At 58.7% G+C, this 17,730-nt stretch carries 17 protein-coding genes and 3 pseudogenes; 18 read left to right on the top strand and 2 right to left on the bottom strand.

Annotated elements, in window-relative coordinates; genetic code table 11:
- Positions 1-11: 11 nt before the first annotated feature.
- On the top strand, positions 12-1,292 hold the full coding sequence (locus BW934_RS05260) for an MFS transporter (RefSeq protein WP_234969586.1): 1,281 nt from the start codon (positions 12-14) through the stop codon (positions 1,290-1,292).
- A gap of 173 nt (positions 1,293-1,465) precedes the next feature.
- Here the strand turns inward: BW934_RS05260 and BW934_RS15440 are convergent.
- Together BW934_RS15440 and BW934_RS05250 are read right to left on the bottom strand one after the other, a co-directional pair.
- Positions 1,466-1,615, bottom strand: a pseudogene (locus BW934_RS15440) (ISLre2 family transposase); the annotation flags it as partial.
- A gap of 402 nt (positions 1,616-2,017) precedes the next feature.
- A pseudogene (locus BW934_RS05250) lies at positions 2,018-2,695 on the bottom strand (IS256 family transposase); the annotation flags it as partial.
- A 59-nt stretch (positions 2,696-2,754) separates the two neighbouring features.
- Between BW934_RS05250 and BW934_RS15175 the strand changes: the two are divergent.
- The 17 genes and pseudogenes from BW934_RS15175 to BW934_RS15060 all read left to right on the top strand — a co-directional run bounded on the left by BW934_RS15175 (position 2,755) and on the right by BW934_RS15060 (position 17,650).
- Complete coding sequence (locus BW934_RS15175) at positions 2,755-3,027, top strand: hypothetical protein (RefSeq protein WP_234969585.1); 273 nt, start codon at positions 2,755-2,757, stop codon at positions 3,025-3,027.
- 148 nt (positions 3,028-3,175) lie between these two features.
- Positions 3,176-3,310: pseudogene (locus BW934_RS14760) on the top strand (aldehyde dehydrogenase family protein); the annotation flags it as partial.
- 511 nt (positions 3,311-3,821) lie between these two features.
- Positions 3,822-4,775: a Phenylacetic acid catabolic protein gene (locus tag BW934_RS05235; protein WP_407639946.1), complete on the top strand. Its 954-nt coding sequence runs from the start codon at positions 3,822-3,824 to the stop codon at positions 4,773-4,775.
- 69 nt (positions 4,776-4,844) lie between these two features.
- Complete coding sequence (locus BW934_RS05230) at positions 4,845-5,156, top strand: metal-sulfur cluster assembly factor (RefSeq protein WP_076345812.1); 312 nt, start codon at positions 4,845-4,847, stop codon at positions 5,154-5,156.
- Positions 5,153-5,377, top strand: a complete 225-nt coding sequence (locus tag BW934_RS05225) for a hypothetical protein (RefSeq protein WP_234969583.1) — start codon at positions 5,153-5,155, stop codon at positions 5,375-5,377. Before BW934_RS05230 ends, BW934_RS05225 begins: the two co-directional genes overlap by 4 nt.
- Before the next feature lie 4 nt (positions 5,378-5,381).
- Positions 5,382-6,008 carry a Phenylacetic acid catabolic protein gene (locus tag BW934_RS05220; protein ID WP_076345808.1) on the top strand — a complete coding sequence of 209 codons (627 nt, stop codon included), beginning with the start codon at positions 5,382-5,384 and terminating at the stop codon, positions 6,006-6,008.
- On the top strand, positions 5,942-6,139 hold the full coding sequence (locus BW934_RS15560; RefSeq protein WP_076345806.1) for a PaaD-like zinc ribbon domain-containing protein: 198 nt from the start codon (positions 5,942-5,944) through the stop codon (positions 6,137-6,139). The genes BW934_RS05220 and BW934_RS15560 overlap by 67 nt, the downstream gene beginning before the upstream one ends.
- Positions 6,140-6,246: 107 nt before the next feature.
- Positions 6,247-7,065, top strand: a complete 819-nt coding sequence (locus BW934_RS05210; protein WP_076345804.1) for a PaaX family transcriptional regulator — start codon at positions 6,247-6,249, stop codon at positions 7,063-7,065.
- A 209-nt stretch (positions 7,066-7,274) separates the two neighbouring features.
- Positions 7,275-8,051 (top strand): enoyl-CoA hydratase/isomerase family protein, encoded by a 777-nt coding sequence (locus BW934_RS05205; protein ID WP_076345802.1) that lies wholly within the window; start codon positions 7,275-7,277, stop codon positions 8,049-8,051.
- Between the two features lie 26 nt (positions 8,052-8,077).
- Positions 8,078-9,727 carry a benzoate-CoA ligase family protein gene (locus BW934_RS05200; protein ID WP_234969579.1) on the top strand — a complete coding sequence of 550 codons (1,650 nt, stop codon included), beginning with the start codon at positions 8,078-8,080 and terminating at the stop codon, positions 9,725-9,727.
- Positions 9,728-9,732: 5 nt separating this feature from the next.
- Positions 9,733-11,613, top strand: a complete 1,881-nt coding sequence (locus tag BW934_RS05195) for an adenine deaminase C-terminal domain-containing protein (RefSeq protein ID WP_084182497.1) — start codon at positions 9,733-9,735, stop codon at positions 11,611-11,613.
- Positions 11,610-12,011, top strand: coding sequence for an acyl-CoA thioesterase (locus BW934_RS05190; protein WP_076345798.1), 402 nt, complete (start codon positions 11,610-11,612; stop codon positions 12,009-12,011). The genes BW934_RS05195 and BW934_RS05190 overlap by 4 nt, the downstream gene beginning before the upstream one ends.
- Positions 12,012-12,184: 173 nt before the next feature.
- A complete protein-coding gene (locus BW934_RS05185; RefSeq protein ID WP_076345796.1) occupies positions 12,185-13,774 on the top strand; it encodes a long-chain-fatty-acid--CoA ligase in 1,590 nt (529 codons plus the stop codon).
- A 189-nt stretch (positions 13,775-13,963) separates the two neighbouring features.
- Positions 13,964-14,830, top strand: coding sequence for a fumarylacetoacetate hydrolase family protein (locus BW934_RS05180; RefSeq protein WP_076345794.1), 867 nt, complete (start codon positions 13,964-13,966; stop codon positions 14,828-14,830).
- 35 nt (positions 14,831-14,865) lie between these two features.
- Positions 14,866-15,993 (top strand): glutamate 5-kinase, encoded by a 1,128-nt coding sequence (proB, locus tag BW934_RS05175; protein ID WP_076345792.1) that lies wholly within the window; start codon positions 14,866-14,868, stop codon positions 15,991-15,993.
- A complete protein-coding gene (locus tag BW934_RS05170; protein WP_076345790.1) occupies positions 15,990-17,276 on the top strand; it encodes a glutamate-5-semialdehyde dehydrogenase in 1,287 nt (428 codons plus the stop codon). Before proB ends, BW934_RS05170 begins: the two co-directional genes overlap by 4 nt.
- 227 nt (positions 17,277-17,503) lie before the next feature.
- Entirely contained in the window at positions 17,504-17,650 is a 147-nt protein-coding gene (locus tag BW934_RS15060) for a hypothetical protein (RefSeq protein WP_200805716.1), read from the top strand.
- Positions 17,651-17,730: the final 80 nt, after the last annotated feature.

Below are 17,730 nucleotides of genomic sequence, written 5' to 3'. Positions count from 1 at the left end.
GAGGGAACACTGTGAACCAAGTTCCTGCAAGACGTTGGGTATTCATTATTCCAATCGCAGCGATAATGTACATGTTGGCATACATGGACAGGATCAATGTGTCCATGATTCTCCCGTATGTGGGAAAAAGTTTTCATTTGAGCAGCGCTGCGACGGGGTTGGCTGCTGGAATCTTCTTTGTGGGTTATATGATTCTTCAGATTCCTGGTGGCATTCTAGCTAGCCGGTGGAGTGCGAAAAAGGTTGTCTTTATTCTGATGATGCTTTGGGGATTGTCTGCAATGGCCACCGGTCTTGTACAGAATACAACACAGCTATATATCGCACGTTTTGTGCTAGGGATTTTTGAAGGGGGTGTCTGGCCTGCAGTGCTCGTCTTGTTGGCTTCGTGGTTCCCCACAAGAGAACGTGCACGTGCGAATGCATTGTGGATGGCCTGCCTCCCCTTGTCTGCCATCATCATGACACCCATTACGGGTTGGTTGCTCACGGTGATGAGCTGGCGTGGTGTGTTCTTTATTGAAGGTCTTCCTCCGATTATCTGGGGTATTGTTTGGTGGTTTGCGCTTGCAGACAAGCCAAGCGAAGCGAATTGGCTGTCTGCAGAAGAACGTCACTACATTGAGACCATGTTGACACAGGAAGACGTTCAAAAGGTACGCAATACAGGATTCAAATCTGCATTGGCAAACAAAAAGACCATCTTGCTAATTTTCATCTACTTCTTCTGGATTACGGGCTTCTATGGTTTTAGCCTGTGGGAACCATCCGTTGTTAAGTCATTCAAGGGCGTGCTCAGTTCGAGTACGGTCGGATGGCTTGCCGCAATCCCATTCCTCTTTGCACTTGTCGCCATGGTCGTGAATTCAGCCTGGTCGGACAAACGGAATAAACGCCAAGCGCACTTGGCGGTACCCATGGTGATTGGGGCGGTGGGTCTCGTTGCCGGGCAATTGTTTGCGCATGATCCGCTTACGAAGATGATTTTCTTGTGCATCACTGCAATCGGTGTCTATAGTCCATACGGACCGTTTTGGGCGATTCCAAGTGCGCTTTTGCGAATTGAAATCGTCGGTGCGGCGATGGGGTTGATCAATGCTATTGGAAATTTAGGCGGATTTTTGGGTCCGTATATTGTTGGTTACATCAAGGGCGTTACCCACAACAGTTTTGCAGGTTTCTTGGTGCTCGCAGCGTTCTTAATCATTGCTGTAATCTTTAGTTCACTGCTTGGGAGTGATCGCGCCGTGGCTGAACAAACGCTGGAAACTACCGACACCGTTTCTTGCTGATATACCTGAATTGTAGAACAATCAGTTATGCAATTATTACCTTTTATTTTATATAATGGTTAGATTCTCAAGTGGTGATGTAAAATACGTCGTCCGCAATTGACGACGAAGCCAACGTGCGTGTCTACTAGTTCGTGTCAAGTCATCGTAGGGGACCTGACTGCACCAAGCGGTTACGCAATGGTGTGCGGAAGCCGCGCCAGCTCACGAAGCATGTACTTTACCCACGGTCGGTCCGCATGCGGGCCGACCAGTGCTTGCCTATGGGTCGAAAGCCATCTCGCCGCATCCTCCACCTTTCGCCCGACCTCCTCTTCTTTCACGGAAACTCGCGTCGGCACGCCTACCTTCTTTGTGTGCTTTATACAGTCGGACTGTGCAATTACCGGCAGGTTTCCCCCATTCGCACGAGCCGCCATCAGGCGCACCAGCACGTCTGTTCCTTGCTTGTTCCAGCGCGCCCTATGACGCTTCAACCGGCGCGCCACGTGGTGAAAAAACACCTGGTAGTGTCCCGTCACGTGCTGTAATCTCACCATGCGTGTCTCATATGTGACATGGTCGGCTTTTGACCCTTGGGAACCTTATCGACCGCCTTCACACTTCGTCAAGGGACGCTTCGCTCGTCCCTCGGTCGCCCTTGACGGAGCGCTCGTTGGTCGATTCTAAGTTATTAGGGCCAAAGCCTCGATGTGCGTGGGTGAGCACCACCTCGCCTCATATGTCTATTTCTGTAACAGGGTTGCCGCTGCGAGCTGGGGCTTGTTCGGTTTGAGCTTGGCCATCGACTCCAAGCTGAAGTACCGCCGTGCTACGAGCCACTCTTCGTGTTGCTCCTGCAAAATCGCGCCTGCCAGTCGCAACACCGCGTCCCAGTTGGGGAAGATGCCCAGGACGTCCATCCGCCTCCGCATCTCCCGATTCAGGCGCTCCAGCGGATGGGTCGAGCAGATCTGCCTCCAGTGCTCGAAAGGCAACGCCATGAACGCCAACACATCGTCTTCCGCATCGGACAGGATATCCATCGCTTTCGGGAATCTCCCCTTCAGCTCGGCCACGACGCGCGGGAGTTGCTCGCGAGCCGCCTCTTGGGACGATTGCGCGAAGATGGTCCGGTGGATGGATGCGACCATCGCCTGCTCTCTCTTCGGCACCTGACTCAGCACGTTGCGCAGGGCGTGTACTTTGCATTGTTGCCAGGCTGTACCCGTGAGCACCTCAGCAATCGCTTGGCACAAGTTCGCGTGCGCGTCGCTGACAACCAATCGCACGCCTCGAAGTCCACGTGCCTTCAGCTTCCGGAGAAAGTCCGTCCAAAATGCGCCATCCTCGCTCGTGACGACGTCAAACCCAAGCACGTCTCGCTCCTGGGCAGGGCTATGTCCCGGGAACAACGAAAGTGCGGGGAAGCGATACAGTGGAAAAACACGCAAGGGTGATGATTGGCTCAGGGAAACGATGATTGAATGTCCGCGAGCTGCGGCTCGAAGCAAAAAGCCGTCTTTCCGCCCGCTATCACCGGATCGCAGCGCGCCGGGGAACGAAACGTGCGGCGTTCGCGTTGGCACACCCGCTGCTGGTCATCGTGTATCACTTGCTCAAAGACAAGACGGAATATCGAGACCTGGGACCTGATTCCTACGGCAAGCAAAATCGAGACGCCTTGATCCGACGCCACGTACGTCGCTTGAAGGAACTTGGGGTGACGGTCATCGTCACAGAGGAAGCGTCCTAAAAAAGGAATATCTATAACATTCCATACCTGATGTCAAGGAAGAATAATTATCCTTTTTTCCGTTTTCACGGTAGACAAGCACGGTGGATTCGTCGTCAATTGCGGACGACGGCTTTTACACCACGACTTAAGACTTTAACCAGTTTGAGTCAACTGCTACAACGTGTTCGATGCGGCGTCGACGTTTGGCGGTTACAAGCAGTCGGGCATCGGGCGCGAGATGGGCTCGTATGCGCTCAACAACTACACGGAAGTCAAGAGCGTGTGGATCAACCTCAAGTAATAAGACGCCAATCGCCTCACACCCGAATGCCATTCAGGCATGCGCTTCCCCATCGAGAGGCGCATGCCTGTTTTTGTGGTGCGCCCGGCATGGGCGGTAACTAGTGCCCCTTCTGGCAACCTTAATCTTGTTTTGTTCACGTAGAAGTCTGGCATTTCGTTTGTGCTTATTACGCGAGGGTTTTGCAGAATGACTCCTGCGCGCGGCATGAACACCATATATAGAGTCTAATTATCATGGATACCGCTACATATAGTAAGTTAAACGTTAGAAATTGAATTCTGCAAAACCCTCGATCCCGTGGTGTCAAAATTGACATGGAGGTCTACACAGGAGATTCGCCCGCGACGAATACACCTGTGCTCTCAAAGCCAACCTCGTGTGCCCGGAAAAGACGGGCAAATTTTTTGCGTGGACAGCCGCTGAGATATTGACGGACAATTGTGTTTTGTATTTATTACAGATAAACGAGTTAGAATCGATTTAATGTAATAAAAGGCGGGTGGGGTGAATGGCTACGGCGACGGCGATGCCGGAAGCTTCTCGGCTGCTGGCAGAAAAAATCAAGCGGGGCTTCACAGTCGAAACCCCTGACGACATGACGGAGGAGTATCGGCAGGCGCTCATCCAAACCCTCATCATTACCGGGGACACCGAGTTTGCCAGCGTTCCAGCGCTCCTGTCCGCATACCGGACGGCGCCGACGCTCAATCGCAAGATCACGATGCTGGCTATCATGCAGGACGAACTCGGTCACGCGCACATTGCCTATCTGTTATTACGTGATCTAGGTGTAGATGTCGATTTATTGTTATATGAGAGATCGCCGCAGGAATGGAAGCATCCTTATGCGTTCGATTTCGAGTTAAGCAACTTTGTCGAAATCGGCTTGTTCAATGCACTCTATGACCGGGCTGGATATACGCTGCTCTCCGATGTGGGCCAGAACACCTCGTACGGGCCGTGGAGACGAGCGCTGGTGAAGGTCGATAAGGAGGAAATGTTTCACCTGCGCAATGGAGAGTCAATACTCCGTGAGGCCGTTCGCCACCCGGACCAACGCGAACAGTTGGAACGAGCATTGCTTCGGATGTTCATCATGGGCCTCGAGTTTTTCGGGGTTGCGGACGCCCAAAAGAGCCGGACGAAGCAGCTGGACTTTCGGTTGAAGGGCAAAACGAACGACGAACTGCGGCAGGAGTGGCTGTCCAAGGTCGTGCCCTTTTTCGACGCCATCGGAGTTGCCGTGCCGGCACACTTCGACGAGACCGAACAGCGTTGGGTGCTGGATTTCCCCTTCCCATGCAAGTTTGATGAAGAGCGAAGGGAGTGGCTCTTGGACCAACCGGACACTTGGGAGAATGTGGTGAAGCGTTTCAAATCGAGGGGGCCTCGCAATCGCGAGTTTATCGAGCGGTTGCAGCGCGGATATCGACAATATGAGGCACTTCGTCAGGCTGAATAACCGCGCGTGCAATGTCGCGGCAGGTGCCACCAGTGAGCCGCCCGCCGGTGATGGGAAGGAGGGAGAACAGTGGGGCTTGAATCGTACTGGGCTGCACTGGAACGCGTGACGGATCCCGAGTGGCCTCTCTCCGTTGTCGATCTCGGCCTCATATACGACGTTCAGGAATGTGAGGATGGAACGGTGGAAGTGACGTTGACGTATACGTCGGTGGGGTGTCCGTGCATGGAGTGGATACAAGAGGATATTCGGGCTCGCCTTCGGGAGCAAGGTGCTGCCAACGTGCGAATTCGCGTCGTTTGGGATCCGCCTTGGACGGCTGAACGATTGACGCCCAAGGCCCGCGCTGAGATGCGGAAATGGGGGGTGGCCATACCGTGACGCGCACATGGCGCAGGTACGAGGTGTTTGCACGCAGTCAGCGTGGGGACCCATTCTGTCACATCGGTTCAGTGGAAGCGTTCTCGGACGTCGCAGCGCGAATTCTGGCGCATCACATCTATGACGAGGAAAGTTGGTTCGACCTCGCGGTGGTTCCTTCGGAGCAGTTCGGTTGGGTGATTCGGCAGGGAAATCGCTCGATTCGTGTGGAGGGGGCGTGAGCGAATGGATCCGGCAAAATGGGCGCCCATCCTTCTGTCCTTGGCCGATAGCAAGTTCCATTTGGGGGATCGCCTGGTGGAGGTCGGGGTGAGCGCCCCTGAACTGCAATCGGCCTTGGTCTGTGTGGCTTTCGCCCAGGCTGAACTGGGTCACGCACGCCTTTTGTACAATTGGGTCTCTGAGTGGCATGGAGAGACCTCGGATGTGTCGGGACCGGGAGGCTCAGGCGTTCAACAGCTCACCGAGATTCAAGAATGGATTCCTCTGATGGTCGCCACGCACCTGATCAACGTCGCGGCACTGGAAGTGCTGTCCTGGATTCGTGAGGAGGGTGATGCCACGTCGCTACAAAAAATATCGAAGATGGAGAACGAGTTGAGAGAGCACATCGTGTTCTCAAGAGCGTGGTGCAATCGATTTGCTGAAGATACGGGCGCTGTACCGCGGGTGTTCGCGGACGAACACTCGCGATGGGAGGAGGTAGTGTCTCGGTGGTTAGTGGGGTTGGCGAATCAAGTCGATCCCAACCAGGCGGTGGAGCGTGTGAATCGAGCCCGCTCTGTGTGGCACATACCGCTTGCCTCGGGCCGGGTTACGGCATTAGTCCATCAGACGACAATGCAACCGTGATTTCGCATGCGCGCTGTCCGTATTGCGGATTCGGCGATGCGCGAGTAACGTCTCCGGTTGGAAAGTCACAGCTGGTTCGCCAGGCGCACTGCAATCACTGCCGCTCTGTGTTCGAGGTGATCCGTTGGTAGCACGTTGAGTATTCACGGCTGAGGATCCTGTTCGTGTCATGCCGAGTCGAACGTGATAGGATAAAATCGGATGATGTTGACTCGGCACGTGAAGGGGATCCCGTAGAATGCGACCAGCCTCGCTATGTTTCACGATTTTCGGCGATAACTTTCGCGATTTGAACGTAAAGGTTTGGGTCGGGAGCTTAATTCGCTACTTGGGTGCACTTGGTGTCACGGAAAACGCTGCTCGGGTGACCTTCTCGCGAATGGTTCAACAGGGGTTGTTAGAGGTTTTTCGCAACGGTCAGAAGAGTTATTATGCGTTGTCCGAGCAGGGAAAACGCCGGATCCTGGACGGGGTGCGACGCGTCTATAACTGGGAAGAGCCGCGTTGGGACCGCGAGTGGCAAGTGGTCGTATGCAACGTGTCACAGTTGGAGCGGGAAACGCGTGAGCGGTTGCGACACGAGCTCGAGTGGATGGGCTTTGGAAGCCTGGGACGGGATCTTTGGGTATCTCCTCACAAGCGGTACAACGCGCTTCGACAAATGCTTGAGGAATATGGCTTGACCAATCGCGTCCACGTTTTCACCGCACTGTATGAGGGACCGCAGTTCATGCAGGACGTTGTCCATCAGGCGTGGGATATGGAGGACGTGGCCAGGCGGTATGACGCTTTTGTCGTTGAATTTTCCTCACGTCATCAAATGTTTCATCAGAAAATGGTGATGGGTGAGCTGACGGCTGAAGAGGCTTTTGTCGAGAGGACGCAACTCGTGCACGAGTTCCGCAAGTTTCTCTTCATCGATCCTCGACTGCCGACGGAACTGTTGCCTCCGGACTGGATCGGCAATGAGGCGCGACAGTTGTTTCGAAGACATCATGAGTTTCTGTCGCCGCTTGCGGAGCGCTATTTTTACGAACACCTCGAGCTTCTGGACTAGGAGATGTGTCCGAGTACTGTTTATGTATCCAACACGCGATTCGGCATATTTCTAGTAATTTTACTCTTTATTCCGCGTGAACATGCAGAATTTTTGGTTACTCGGACACGCTCTTAGAGGGCCCATAATCCGGGTTCGCAAACGAGGTTCTGAGAAAAGGGACCCAATGGTTTTCGACAAGAACCAAGTCTGAAGGGAGTCATGACAGGATGCAATTTGTCACGGTGAAAAAAGAGGATGGCGTGGCCGAAATTCACCTGCACGCGCAAAAGGGGAACTCGTACGACTTTGACGTTTACCGCGAAATCAACAGTGCCATCGACGAAATTCGATTAGACTCGGATATCCACGTCGCCATCCTGATGAGTGACGATCCCAAGTTCTTCTCCGTCGGAGCCAACATTGAATTTCTGCGTCAAGCTGATCCTCGATACAAGACCCAGTTTTGCCTGTTCTGCAACGAGACGCTGGACAAAATTGCGCGGTCGCCGCAGGTGTTCATCGCGATGCTGGAAGGCCACACGGTGGGCGGAGGACTGGAGATGGCTCTGGCCTGTGACCTGCGCTTCGCGGCGGACGGCGAGTATCAGATCGGACTGCCGGAGGTTACACTGGGCGTTTTACCTGGAACGGGTGGAACACAGAGGATGGCGCGGCTCATCGGGTATTCGAAGGCGCTCGACCTCTGCATCACTGGTCGGACGTTGAAACCGCGCGAGGCTTTGGAAATCGGGCTCGTCGACAAAGTGTTCCCGGCAGAGGAGGTTCGTGAACGAACGTTTGAATACGCGCATCGGCTCTCCACGAGCGCTAGTTACGCCGTGTCCAACATCAAGTTGTCGATCATGAACGGTAAGGAAATGCCCCTCAATGTGGCCATCCGATATGAAGGTGAGCTTCAGAATCTCCTGTTCCGCTCTCAGGACGCAAAAGAAGGGCTGTCGGCATTTCTCGAGAAACGCACGCCCAAGTTCCAGGGCGTTTGAAGTGTGCCGTGAGGGAGGCGTTGGCCTTGGCTCTGGAGCTTTCCGGAGATCCTCAGCTGGTAACACGGTCCCCTTACAACGCGGCGGTCCAGTTTGTGGATCGCCGCGTCGAGGAGGGCATGGGCAACCGAATTGCCTTTCTGCATGAGGATGGTCAGACGACGTACGCGGAGTTGTATGGTGCCGTCAACCAGGCCGGCAACCTGTTTCGCGATCTTGGGGTTCAGATGGAAGATCGGGTCGCGCTATTGTGCTACGATTCTATCGAGTTTGTTAGCGCTTTCTTTGGGGCTGTGAAAGTCGGTGCCGTACCTGTTCCCACGAACACCATGCTGAGCGCAGCCGACTATCTCTATATCTTGAACGACTGTCGGGCTTGCGTAGCGGTCGTGGAGGAAGCGCTTTGGCCGCAAATCGCCGGCCTGGTGAATCAGTTACCCTACCTCCGCTGTGCGCTGATCATCCAGCGCGATGATTCAGCGGTGGAGCAACTCTCATCCCACGACCGATCGCCATGCGCGCTCCTCGACTTCCGGGAGGCCGTGGCGCGCATGCCCCGAGAGCTCGTGCCCGCGAACACGCTTTACGATGACATGGGATTCTGGTTGTATACCTCGGGGAGCACGGGAAGGCCGAAGGGCGTGGTGCACCTACAACACGACATGGAGGTTTCCTTCCGCAACTACGCCCAATCCGTGTTGGGGGTCACGCAATCGGACCGCTTGTTCTCTGCCTCGAAATTGTTTTTTGCGTACGGCCTTGGGAACGGCATGTATTTTCCTCTCGGGGCCGGGGCGACGGGAATCCTTCTACGCGACAAGGTGACGCCCGAGCGCGTGTGCGAGTGGGTTGTTAAATACCGGCCAACGCTCTTCTTTGGGGTGCCTTCCTTGTACGCCGCCATCGTGGAATGGTGTGACCGCACGCAGCACGTTCCTGATTTTTCGTCCGTGCGCTACGGGGTTTCCGCTGGCGAACCCTTGCCGGCAGCCGTTTTTCACCGGTTCCGGAGCCACTTCGGTGTGGAGATTCTGGATGGAATTGGTTCGACGGAAGCCACCCACATCTACATTTCGAACCGGCCGGGTGACATTCGTCCTGGATCGACCGGGCACGTGGTTCCGGGGTATCAGGTGAAAATTGTCGATTCGGAAGGCCGCGACGTTCCCCCTGGAGAGCCTGGTCAGCTCCTCCTGAAGGGTGATTCGATCGCGCAGGGATACTGGAATCTGCATCAACAGACTTGTTCGAAGTTTCGTGGGGAATGGTATGTCACAGGCGACCGGTACTACCGGGATGTGGACGGTTACTTCTACTACTGTGGCCGTGAGGACGACATGTTGAAATCCGGCGGGATTTGGGTGTCGCCGATTGAGGTCGAGGCTACTCTACTGGAGCATCCGCTCGTCGTGGAGGCTGCTGTGATCGGTGTGAAGGACGCTCAGGGAATCGAGCATCCCGTCGCGTATGTGGTGCTCAAGGATCGGTCCGGAGCGCCGGAGCAGGTTGCCGAGGAACTTCGCCGTCACGTGCGCGATCGCCTGGCTCATTACAAGTGCCCGAAGCAGTTTGTGTTCACCGACAGCCTTCCGAAGACGGTCACAGGCAAGATTCAGCGATTCAAGTTGAGAGAGACTGCGGAACAGGGGCTGGAGATGCTCGCGAAACAGGAGTGACCGCGATGCCGAGAGGAAATCGAATTAGGCTCAAAACGCCTCGAGGCGTCCTGGTAGATGTGGCTCGAGGCGATCGGGCAGCCGACTTGTGGATTGTCGGCGGGCGTGTGGTGAACGTGTACAGCGGAGAGGTTCTTGAGGCGAACATCGCGATCAGCGGGGATCGGTTCGCGTACGTGGGGCCGCGGGAGCCAGGGGCACATGAGACGAACATCTTGGATACGAAAGGCAAGTACATCGTCCCTGGGCTCATTGAGCCCCACTCGCATCCGTGGGTTGTGTATAATCCTGTAAGTTTGACGGCTCGCGTTCTACCTCTGGGGACGACGACCCTCGTTCACGACAACCTGTTCTTCTTCCTACGGTTAGGGCTTGATGGCTTTCAGCGTATGCTGGACGATTTGGCGGGTCTACCCGGACTGCACCTGTGGTTGGCTCGTGTCGTGTCACAGGCGGAGTATCGCGAGGAACGAGAGGTGTTCCATCCAGCGGCGCTTGAGACGTTGCTGGACCGCGCCGACGTCGTCGGGACGGCGGAGATCACGCGTTGGCCCATGCTGTATGACGGGGATCGATGGGCCATTGAGACGTTGGAAGCGGCGCATGCGCGCGGCAAGGTGTGTGACGGGCACACGTCAGGCGCTTCCTACGAGAGATTGAACACCGTGGTCGCGGCGGGCATCGGGGCATGTCACGAAGCGATCACGGCAAAGGAAGTGCTGGATCGCCTGCGTTTGGGCCTATGGACGGTCCTGCGCGACAGCTCACTTCGGCCCGATCTCGACGAGGTCGTCCGAGCGGTGACGGAACACGGCGCGGACACTCGCCGTCTGTGCATGACCGTTGATGGTCCAAATCCGACATTCATCGAGGAGCGCGGGTTTGTAGACGGCCTGATTCGCCGCGCCGTTTCTGCTGGCGTGCCTCCTGTGCAGGCGGTTCAGATGGCCACCATCAATGCGGCCACGTACCTCGGACTGGACGACGTATTGGGAGGTATCGCGCCGGGCCGTAGAGCCGACGCCGTGGTGGTCAAGGATTTGCGCGACTTCTGCGCTGACATGGTGCTTTCGGCGGGACGCGTGGTCGCGGAGCGCGGCCGATTGTCCGTTTCCCTACCAAAGATCGATTGGAAGAGATATCAATCGCGGGCGCACTTCCTTGTGCCCGAGTCCGTTGTGGCGGATCCCGCGCTGTACGCATTTCCGGTTTCCTCGGTGAGGCGCAATGGGCAGCGCGCGACCGTGCCTGTCATTCGATTTCGATCGGCCGTGATCACGGAGCGGGTGGACTACGACCTTCCCGTACGATCGGACTATGTGAGTCTGGACGATTCACCTGGGCTGACATATGCAGCCCTGGTCGACTCGGACGGTCAATGGATTACGCACGCGGTCGTAAGTAACTTTGTGCCTCTTGTCGACGGAATGGCCTCCACGTACAACACGACCACGCACCTGCTCGTGATGGGGCGCGATCCGGTGTCCATGGCCAGGGCCGCCGCGCGTGTGCACGCCATGGAGGGAGGCATTGCTCTTTACCAGGAGGGCGAGGAGCGTTTTTGTGCTGCCCTGCCCTTCACGGGCATGATGATCATGGACCATCGCTTTGAAACTGCCTTACGCGTTGCCCGCGGAATCGCCGAGGCGGTACGCGAAGCGGGATATCCGTTTCACGACATCTTGTATAGCCTTCTTTTTCTCACGTGCGACTTTTTGCCTGGACTTAGGATCACGCCGTCCGGCGTGATCGATGTGAAATCGAAGGCGGTGGTCATTCCAGCGACCGGACCGCTCGTTACCCGCATCACGCGTGAGGATAGTGTTTCACCGGGCGTCGGCCGTCGCGCCCGTTCGATATCTCTTGGCAAAGGTGGTCGGGAATGAGAATCTTTCGAACGCGAGATCGCGTGGCGTTCGGCGACACTGACGCCTCGGGTATTCTTCATTTCGCGGCTCCGCTCCGCTATTTAGAGGTGGGCGAGAGGGAGGCCATGCGCACTTTGGGTGTGCGGGTTGGCGATTTCCGTCGTGGGGGGTACGAGCTGCCGCGTGTGAGGCTCACGTGTGAGTATCACCATCCGCTCTACTATGACGATGAAATCGAGGTTCTCACGAGGTGCGAACGGATCGGGCGCTCGTCGATTAACTGGCGTTTCGAGATCTATCGCGGTTCCGTCGTATGCGTAACGGCGGAGATGACCGTAGTTCTGGTCGACTCTGTCACGCGTCGGCCGTTGCCCATCCCGGACGAATGGCGAGCCCATCTGCTCGGGGAGCATTAGACGGCTGCAGTCCTCTCTTAGGAATCCACCAGCGTGTCGCCTGGTGGATTTTCCGTGTTCCCCATAGTAGGGCCGAGACGATGGCCGTTGACTTCTTCATTCCCCCTCCATCAGAATACAGAATAGATTTTGAACTATAGACTGAAGAGAACTCAGTGGATGGGGGAGTTCGCATGCAGGTTGCACTGACGCCTGTCGACTGGTTGCGCCGAGCAGTGAAGCTGTATCCCGCGAAGGTCGCCGTGATCGACGAGAACGTGCGCTTCACGTATCGCCAGTTTGGGGCGCGCGTGAATCGGCTATCTCATGCGCTGCGCCGCGCAGGGGTTGAAAACGGTTCCAAGGTAGCGGTGCTCTGTCCCAACACGCATCCCATGCTCGAAGCTTTCTTCGGCATTTGCCAGCTGGGCGCCGCAATCGTACCTATCAATATTCGCCTTCAGGCCGAGGAGATAGCCTACATTCTGGATCACAGCGACGCCGAGGTTTTGATTGTGGACAGCGAATGGGGGAGCGTCGTTGACCCGATTCTCTCGTCCCTGCCTCAATTGCACACGGTCATTCAGGTGAACAGGGGGCACAGTTCTCCTTTGCAGGCCGTGGACTACGAGGAAGTACTCGCTGCTGCTCCAGATGATCCCATTGCGATCGACCTTGACGAAAATCAACCCCTTAGCATCAACTACACGAGCGGGACGACCTCAAGGCCGAAGGGTGTGGTCTTGACACACCGCAACAGCTACCTGAATGCCGCCAACTTTCTGTTTCACCTTCGCGTCGAACACGATGACGTATACCTCCACACGCTTCCGCTCTTTCACGTCAACGGCTGGGGTGGCGTCTGGGCGCTGACGGCGGTCGGCGGGACGCACGTGTGCCTGCGAAAGGTCGATCCGGCCGTGATCCTCCGCTTGTTCACTGAAGAGGGGGTAACGCTCGCGTGCGCCGCGCCCACCGTTGTGAACATGCTTGTGCAGCATCCAGGCGTGGAGTCCATCCGGATTCCGCACAGGACACGGATGGCGACTGCAGGTTCGCCTCCGCCGGCGGCCGTGATCGAAAAGGCAGAGCGGTATCTCAACATGGAGATCATCCACGTGTACGGGCTGACGGAGACGGCGCCGTTCATCACGTATTGCGAATGGACGCGCGACAAGGAGGTGCTGGACGAGGACGCGCGCGCACGCGCAAAGGCGCGCCAAGGCGTCGAGATGATCTTTGCGGGAGACGTGCGCGTGGTGCATGACGATGGCTCGGAAGTGGCGTGGAATGGAATGGATATTGGGGAGATTGTCGCGCGTGGAAACGTGGTCATGGACGGCTATTATAAGAATCCCGAAGACACGGCGAAGGCCGTTCGCGACGGTTGGTTTCATACGGGGGACCTGGCCGTTGTGCATCCTGACGGGCACATCGAAATCGTCGATCGCCTCAAGGACGTGATTATCTCCGGCGGGGAAAACGTTTCGTCCGTCGAGGTCGAGGGCGTGCTGTATCAACACCCGGGTGTCTTGGAGGCGGGGGTCGTCGCTCGGCCGGATGAGCGGTGGGGTGAAGTGCCGGTCGCCTTCGTTGTAAGAAAACCAGGTGCAAACGTGACGGAAGACGAGCTAAACGCGTTTTGCCGTGCGCGGTTGGCCCACTTCAAAGTGCCGAAGGCCTATCACTTCGTCGACGAGCTTCCACGTACAGGAACGGGGAAGCTGCAGAAGTTTAAGCTGCGCGAGATGCTATGGGCGGGAATGGACAAGCGTGTCCATTGACCCATCGCGAATCTGCGGCTAGGGGCGCCTTCTTCGCCAAGGGCTGCTGTAGGGTTCACGAACGGCGCGCCTCGTGCACAGGCCGTCGACTCCACGACCCTCTCCATCCCCGCTTTGCTGGGGCATCCCTCGTCGAATTTGTTACAATGGCGACAGCACACTGCCGCTTTGGACGAGGGAGAGATGGACATGAAGCTCTGCGTGTATAGGGACAACGACGAGCGGCGCCTCGGGCTTGTGCGAGGTGATGACGTGATCGACGTCGCGGCGAGTGCGGCGCAACTGGGCGTATCTGTGCCGACCGATATGCTCGACGTGATCGCGAATGACGCACAGCATCGGGCGGCGCTGGCTCAAATCGAAGAGAAGGGGGTCGTTGCGGGGAAGCTTGGACAGCTGCGCCTTGCGCCACCGGTGACGCGCCCGGAGAAGATCCTGTGTGTCGGGCTCAACTATCGCAAGCACGCCGAGGAATCGAAGATGCCCATCCCCTCGTCACCGGTGTATTTCGCCAAATTTGCGAACAGTCTGGCCGGGCATGGGGACGAGATCGCCATTCCCGAAGTGGCGCGCGAGGTGGACTACGAGGTGGAGCTGGTGGCCGTGATGGGGCGGCGGTGCCGCAACGTGTCGGAGGATGAGGCGCTGGAGGCGGTCTTCGGCTATACCATCGGCAATGACCTCAGCGCCCGCGATCTCCAGATGCGCACGCCCCAGTGGCTGTATGGCAAGGCCATCGACGGCTTCGCGCCGCTCGGCCCGTATCTTGTGACAGCGGACGAGGTGGGGGATCCGCAGCGGCTCGGACTGCGCCTGTATCTGAACGGCGAGCTGCGGCAGAACTCCTCCACTTCCGACATGATTTTCACGGTGGCGCAGGTGATCGCCGACCTGTCCCGCATCATGACGCTCGAACCGGGCGATCTCATCTACACGGGCACGCCGGAGGGTGTCATCTTGGGCCGCGCGGAGAAGGTGTGGCTGAAGCCGGGTGACGAGATGGCGTGCGAGATTGATGGCCTTGGCCGGCTCGAGAATCGGCTCGTGGCGGGCTGAGCCAGCAGAATGGACGACGCTTGGGGGATGAGGGCATGTCGAGGGAGGGTCGCGGGCGCAGGCGGCTTGTGGTGAAGATTGGATCGAGCTCGCTGACGCAGGCGGACGGGTCGCTCGCGCTGGCGCGCATGAGTCAGCTCGTTTCTGACATGGCGCGGCTCGAGCGGGAGGTAGGCTGCCAGTTTGTGCTGGTTTCCTCAGGCGCCATTGCGGCGGGGCTTGGCAGGCTCGGCTGGCAGCGGGCGCACATCTCCATGCCGGAGAAGCAGGCGGCCGCGGCTGTCGGCCAGGTGCTGCTCATGGAGCACTACGAGCGCCTATTTGCCGATCACGGCATCGCCGTGGGCCAGCTGCTTTTGACGCGGGCGGACGTCGAGGATCGCAAGCGGTTTGTCAACATCCGCAATACCGTGATGGCGCTTCTGCAGCGCGGCGTGATGCCGATCATCAACGAGAACGACACCGTCGCGGTGGACGAGATTCGCTTCGGCGACAACGACACGCTGGCGGCGCTCGTCGCGCTGGTGGCGGAGGCGGAGAAGCTTGTGCTCCTCACGGACATCGACGCGCTCTACACCGCAAATCCGCGGCTGGATCCGACCGCGCAGCGGATTTCGGAGGTGGAGGCCATCACGGACGAGATCGAGCGCATCGCGGGCGGGGCGGGCTCGAGCGCGGGCACAGGCGGCATGCGGACGAAGATTGCGGCGGCGAAGATCGCCACGCAGTCGGGCGTGGAGGTCGTGATCGCCCACCGGGACGAGCCGCGCGTGCTCGAGCGGGTGCTCGCCGGCGAGGCGGTGGGCACGCGCTTTCTGCCGTCGCCGGAGCCGGTGAGCCTGCGCAAGTCGTGGCTGCTTCACGCGCCGAAACCGGAGGGCGCCTTGCAGGTCGATCACGGCGCCATGCGGGCGCTCATCGGAGGCGGCAAGAGCCTGCTGTTGCCGGGCATTGTGCGCGTGATGGGCGAGTTCCAGGAAGGCGCGGTGGTGGAGCTCGTGGGCCCTTCGGGCGCGGCGTTCGGCAAAGGGATTTCCAACTTTTCATCGCGCGATCTCGCCGAGTGGCTGGAGAAAAAGCGCGCGGGTGAGGATGTGCACGCGCTGCACGAAGTGGTGCATCGCAACGACATGGTGATTTGGACGGAGGCGACGGCGGGATGAGTCTCGACACGAAGGCGGACCTTGTGGCGTCCGTGCGCGCGACGCTGCAGGCGGCGCAGGGGGCCAAGCGGGCCATGGCCACGGCCCCGACGCGCGTGAAGAACGAGGCGCTCGCGCACATGGCGGATGCCATCTGGGCGCGCAGGAGCGAGATTTTGGCCGCCAACGCGGCCGACGTGGGCGCGGCGCGGCGCGAAGGGCAACCGGCAGCTCGCGTGGACCGGCTGATGCTCGACGAGGCGCGACTGCAGCAGATCATTGAGGGCGTGCGCGAAGTCATGGCCCTGCCGGATCCGGTGGGCGAGGAGGTCGAGCGGATCGTCAGGCCCAACGGGCTCGACATCCGCAAGGTGCGCGTGCCCATGGGCGTGATCGCCATGATTTACGAGGCGCGGCCGAACGTGACGGTGGACGCGGCGGCGCTTGCGGTGAAGACGGGGAACGTGGCCGTGCTGCGCGGGGGCAGCGAGGCGCTGGAGTCCAACCAGGCGCTCGTGGCGGCCATCCACGACGGGCTGCGGCAGGCGGGCCTTCCCGAAGCCGCCGTGTCGCTGGTGGCGCACACGGACCGCGACGCGGTTGACGTGCTCATCCGCGCGCGGGGCCTGGTCGATCTCGCCATTCCGCGCGGCGGCGCGGGGCTCATCCAGCGCGTGGTGGAGAACGCCTCGGTGCCGGTGATCGAGACGGGCGTCGGGAACTGCCACGTTTACGTCGATCGCGCCGCGAATGTTGACATGGCCACCCGCATCGTGGTCAACGCGAAGACGCAGCGCCCGTCGGTCTGCAATGCGGCCGAGACGCTGCTCGTGCACGAGGAGATAGCTGAATCCTGGTTGCCAGACGCGGCGCGGGCCCTCGTTGAACGCGGCGTAGAGCTGCGCGCCTGCCCGCGTGCACTCGCGATCCTGAGCCATGCCGGGATTGCGGCCGTGCCAGCCGTGGAGGCGGACTGGGAGACGGAGTACCTGGATCTGGTGCTGGCCGTGCGCGTGGTGGACACGCTCGAAGACGCCATTGCGCACATCGAGCGGTATGGCACGCGCCACTCGGAAGTGATTGTGACGGAGGATGACGACGCGGCTCGGACGTTCCTCGCGGCGATCGATGCGGCGGCGGTCTACCACAACGCGTCGAGTCGCTTCACGGACGGCTACGAGTTTGGCTTTGGGGCCGAGATCGGCATATCGACGCAGAAGATGCACGCTCGCGGTCCGATGGGGCTGCGCGAACTGACGAGCTACAAATACGTGGTGCACGGGCACGGGCAAGTGCGAGGCTGAAGGCGGCATGCGCGTGTGGCACTTGGCGCGGGGGCGGCTGTGCGCACGCGGCGGCGGCACGGGCGGGCGTTATGGGGCCGGTGAGGGCGGCTGAGGGCCAAGGCCAGTGAGAGCGGTGTTAGGTGCGTGATACGGACAACCGCGGAGGTCGGAGCGGGCTGGTGTCGTCAGTAGCGCGTGGCGCTTCGGCGTACGATGGACCATCTTGCTTGAAAGGGGTAGGGTTCATGGGTACGTTTGGCGGGTACACGCGCTGGGCTGTGGTGTTTCTGATTATCTTCGTTCTGTTCTTCCTCTTGGTGCCGGCGGTTGGCGTCGCAGCCGCACCGAGCTGTGGCTGTGGCACGGGCGCGGGCGTGTACGGCGCGTACTGAGTTGCGCGGGCGTGGAGATCGAGCCCTGGGCGAGGGATGCCCGGGGCTGTTTTTATGGGGGTCAACATCCCTGCGTCTCT

The sequence above is a fragment of the Alicyclobacillus vulcanalis genome (assembly GCF_900156755.1).
Taxonomy (GTDB): domain Bacteria; phylum Bacillota; class Bacilli; order Alicyclobacillales; family Alicyclobacillaceae; genus Alicyclobacillus; species Alicyclobacillus vulcanalis.
Note: the sequence above shows the minus strand (reverse complement) of the source record. Positions and strands in the feature narration are given on the sequence as shown.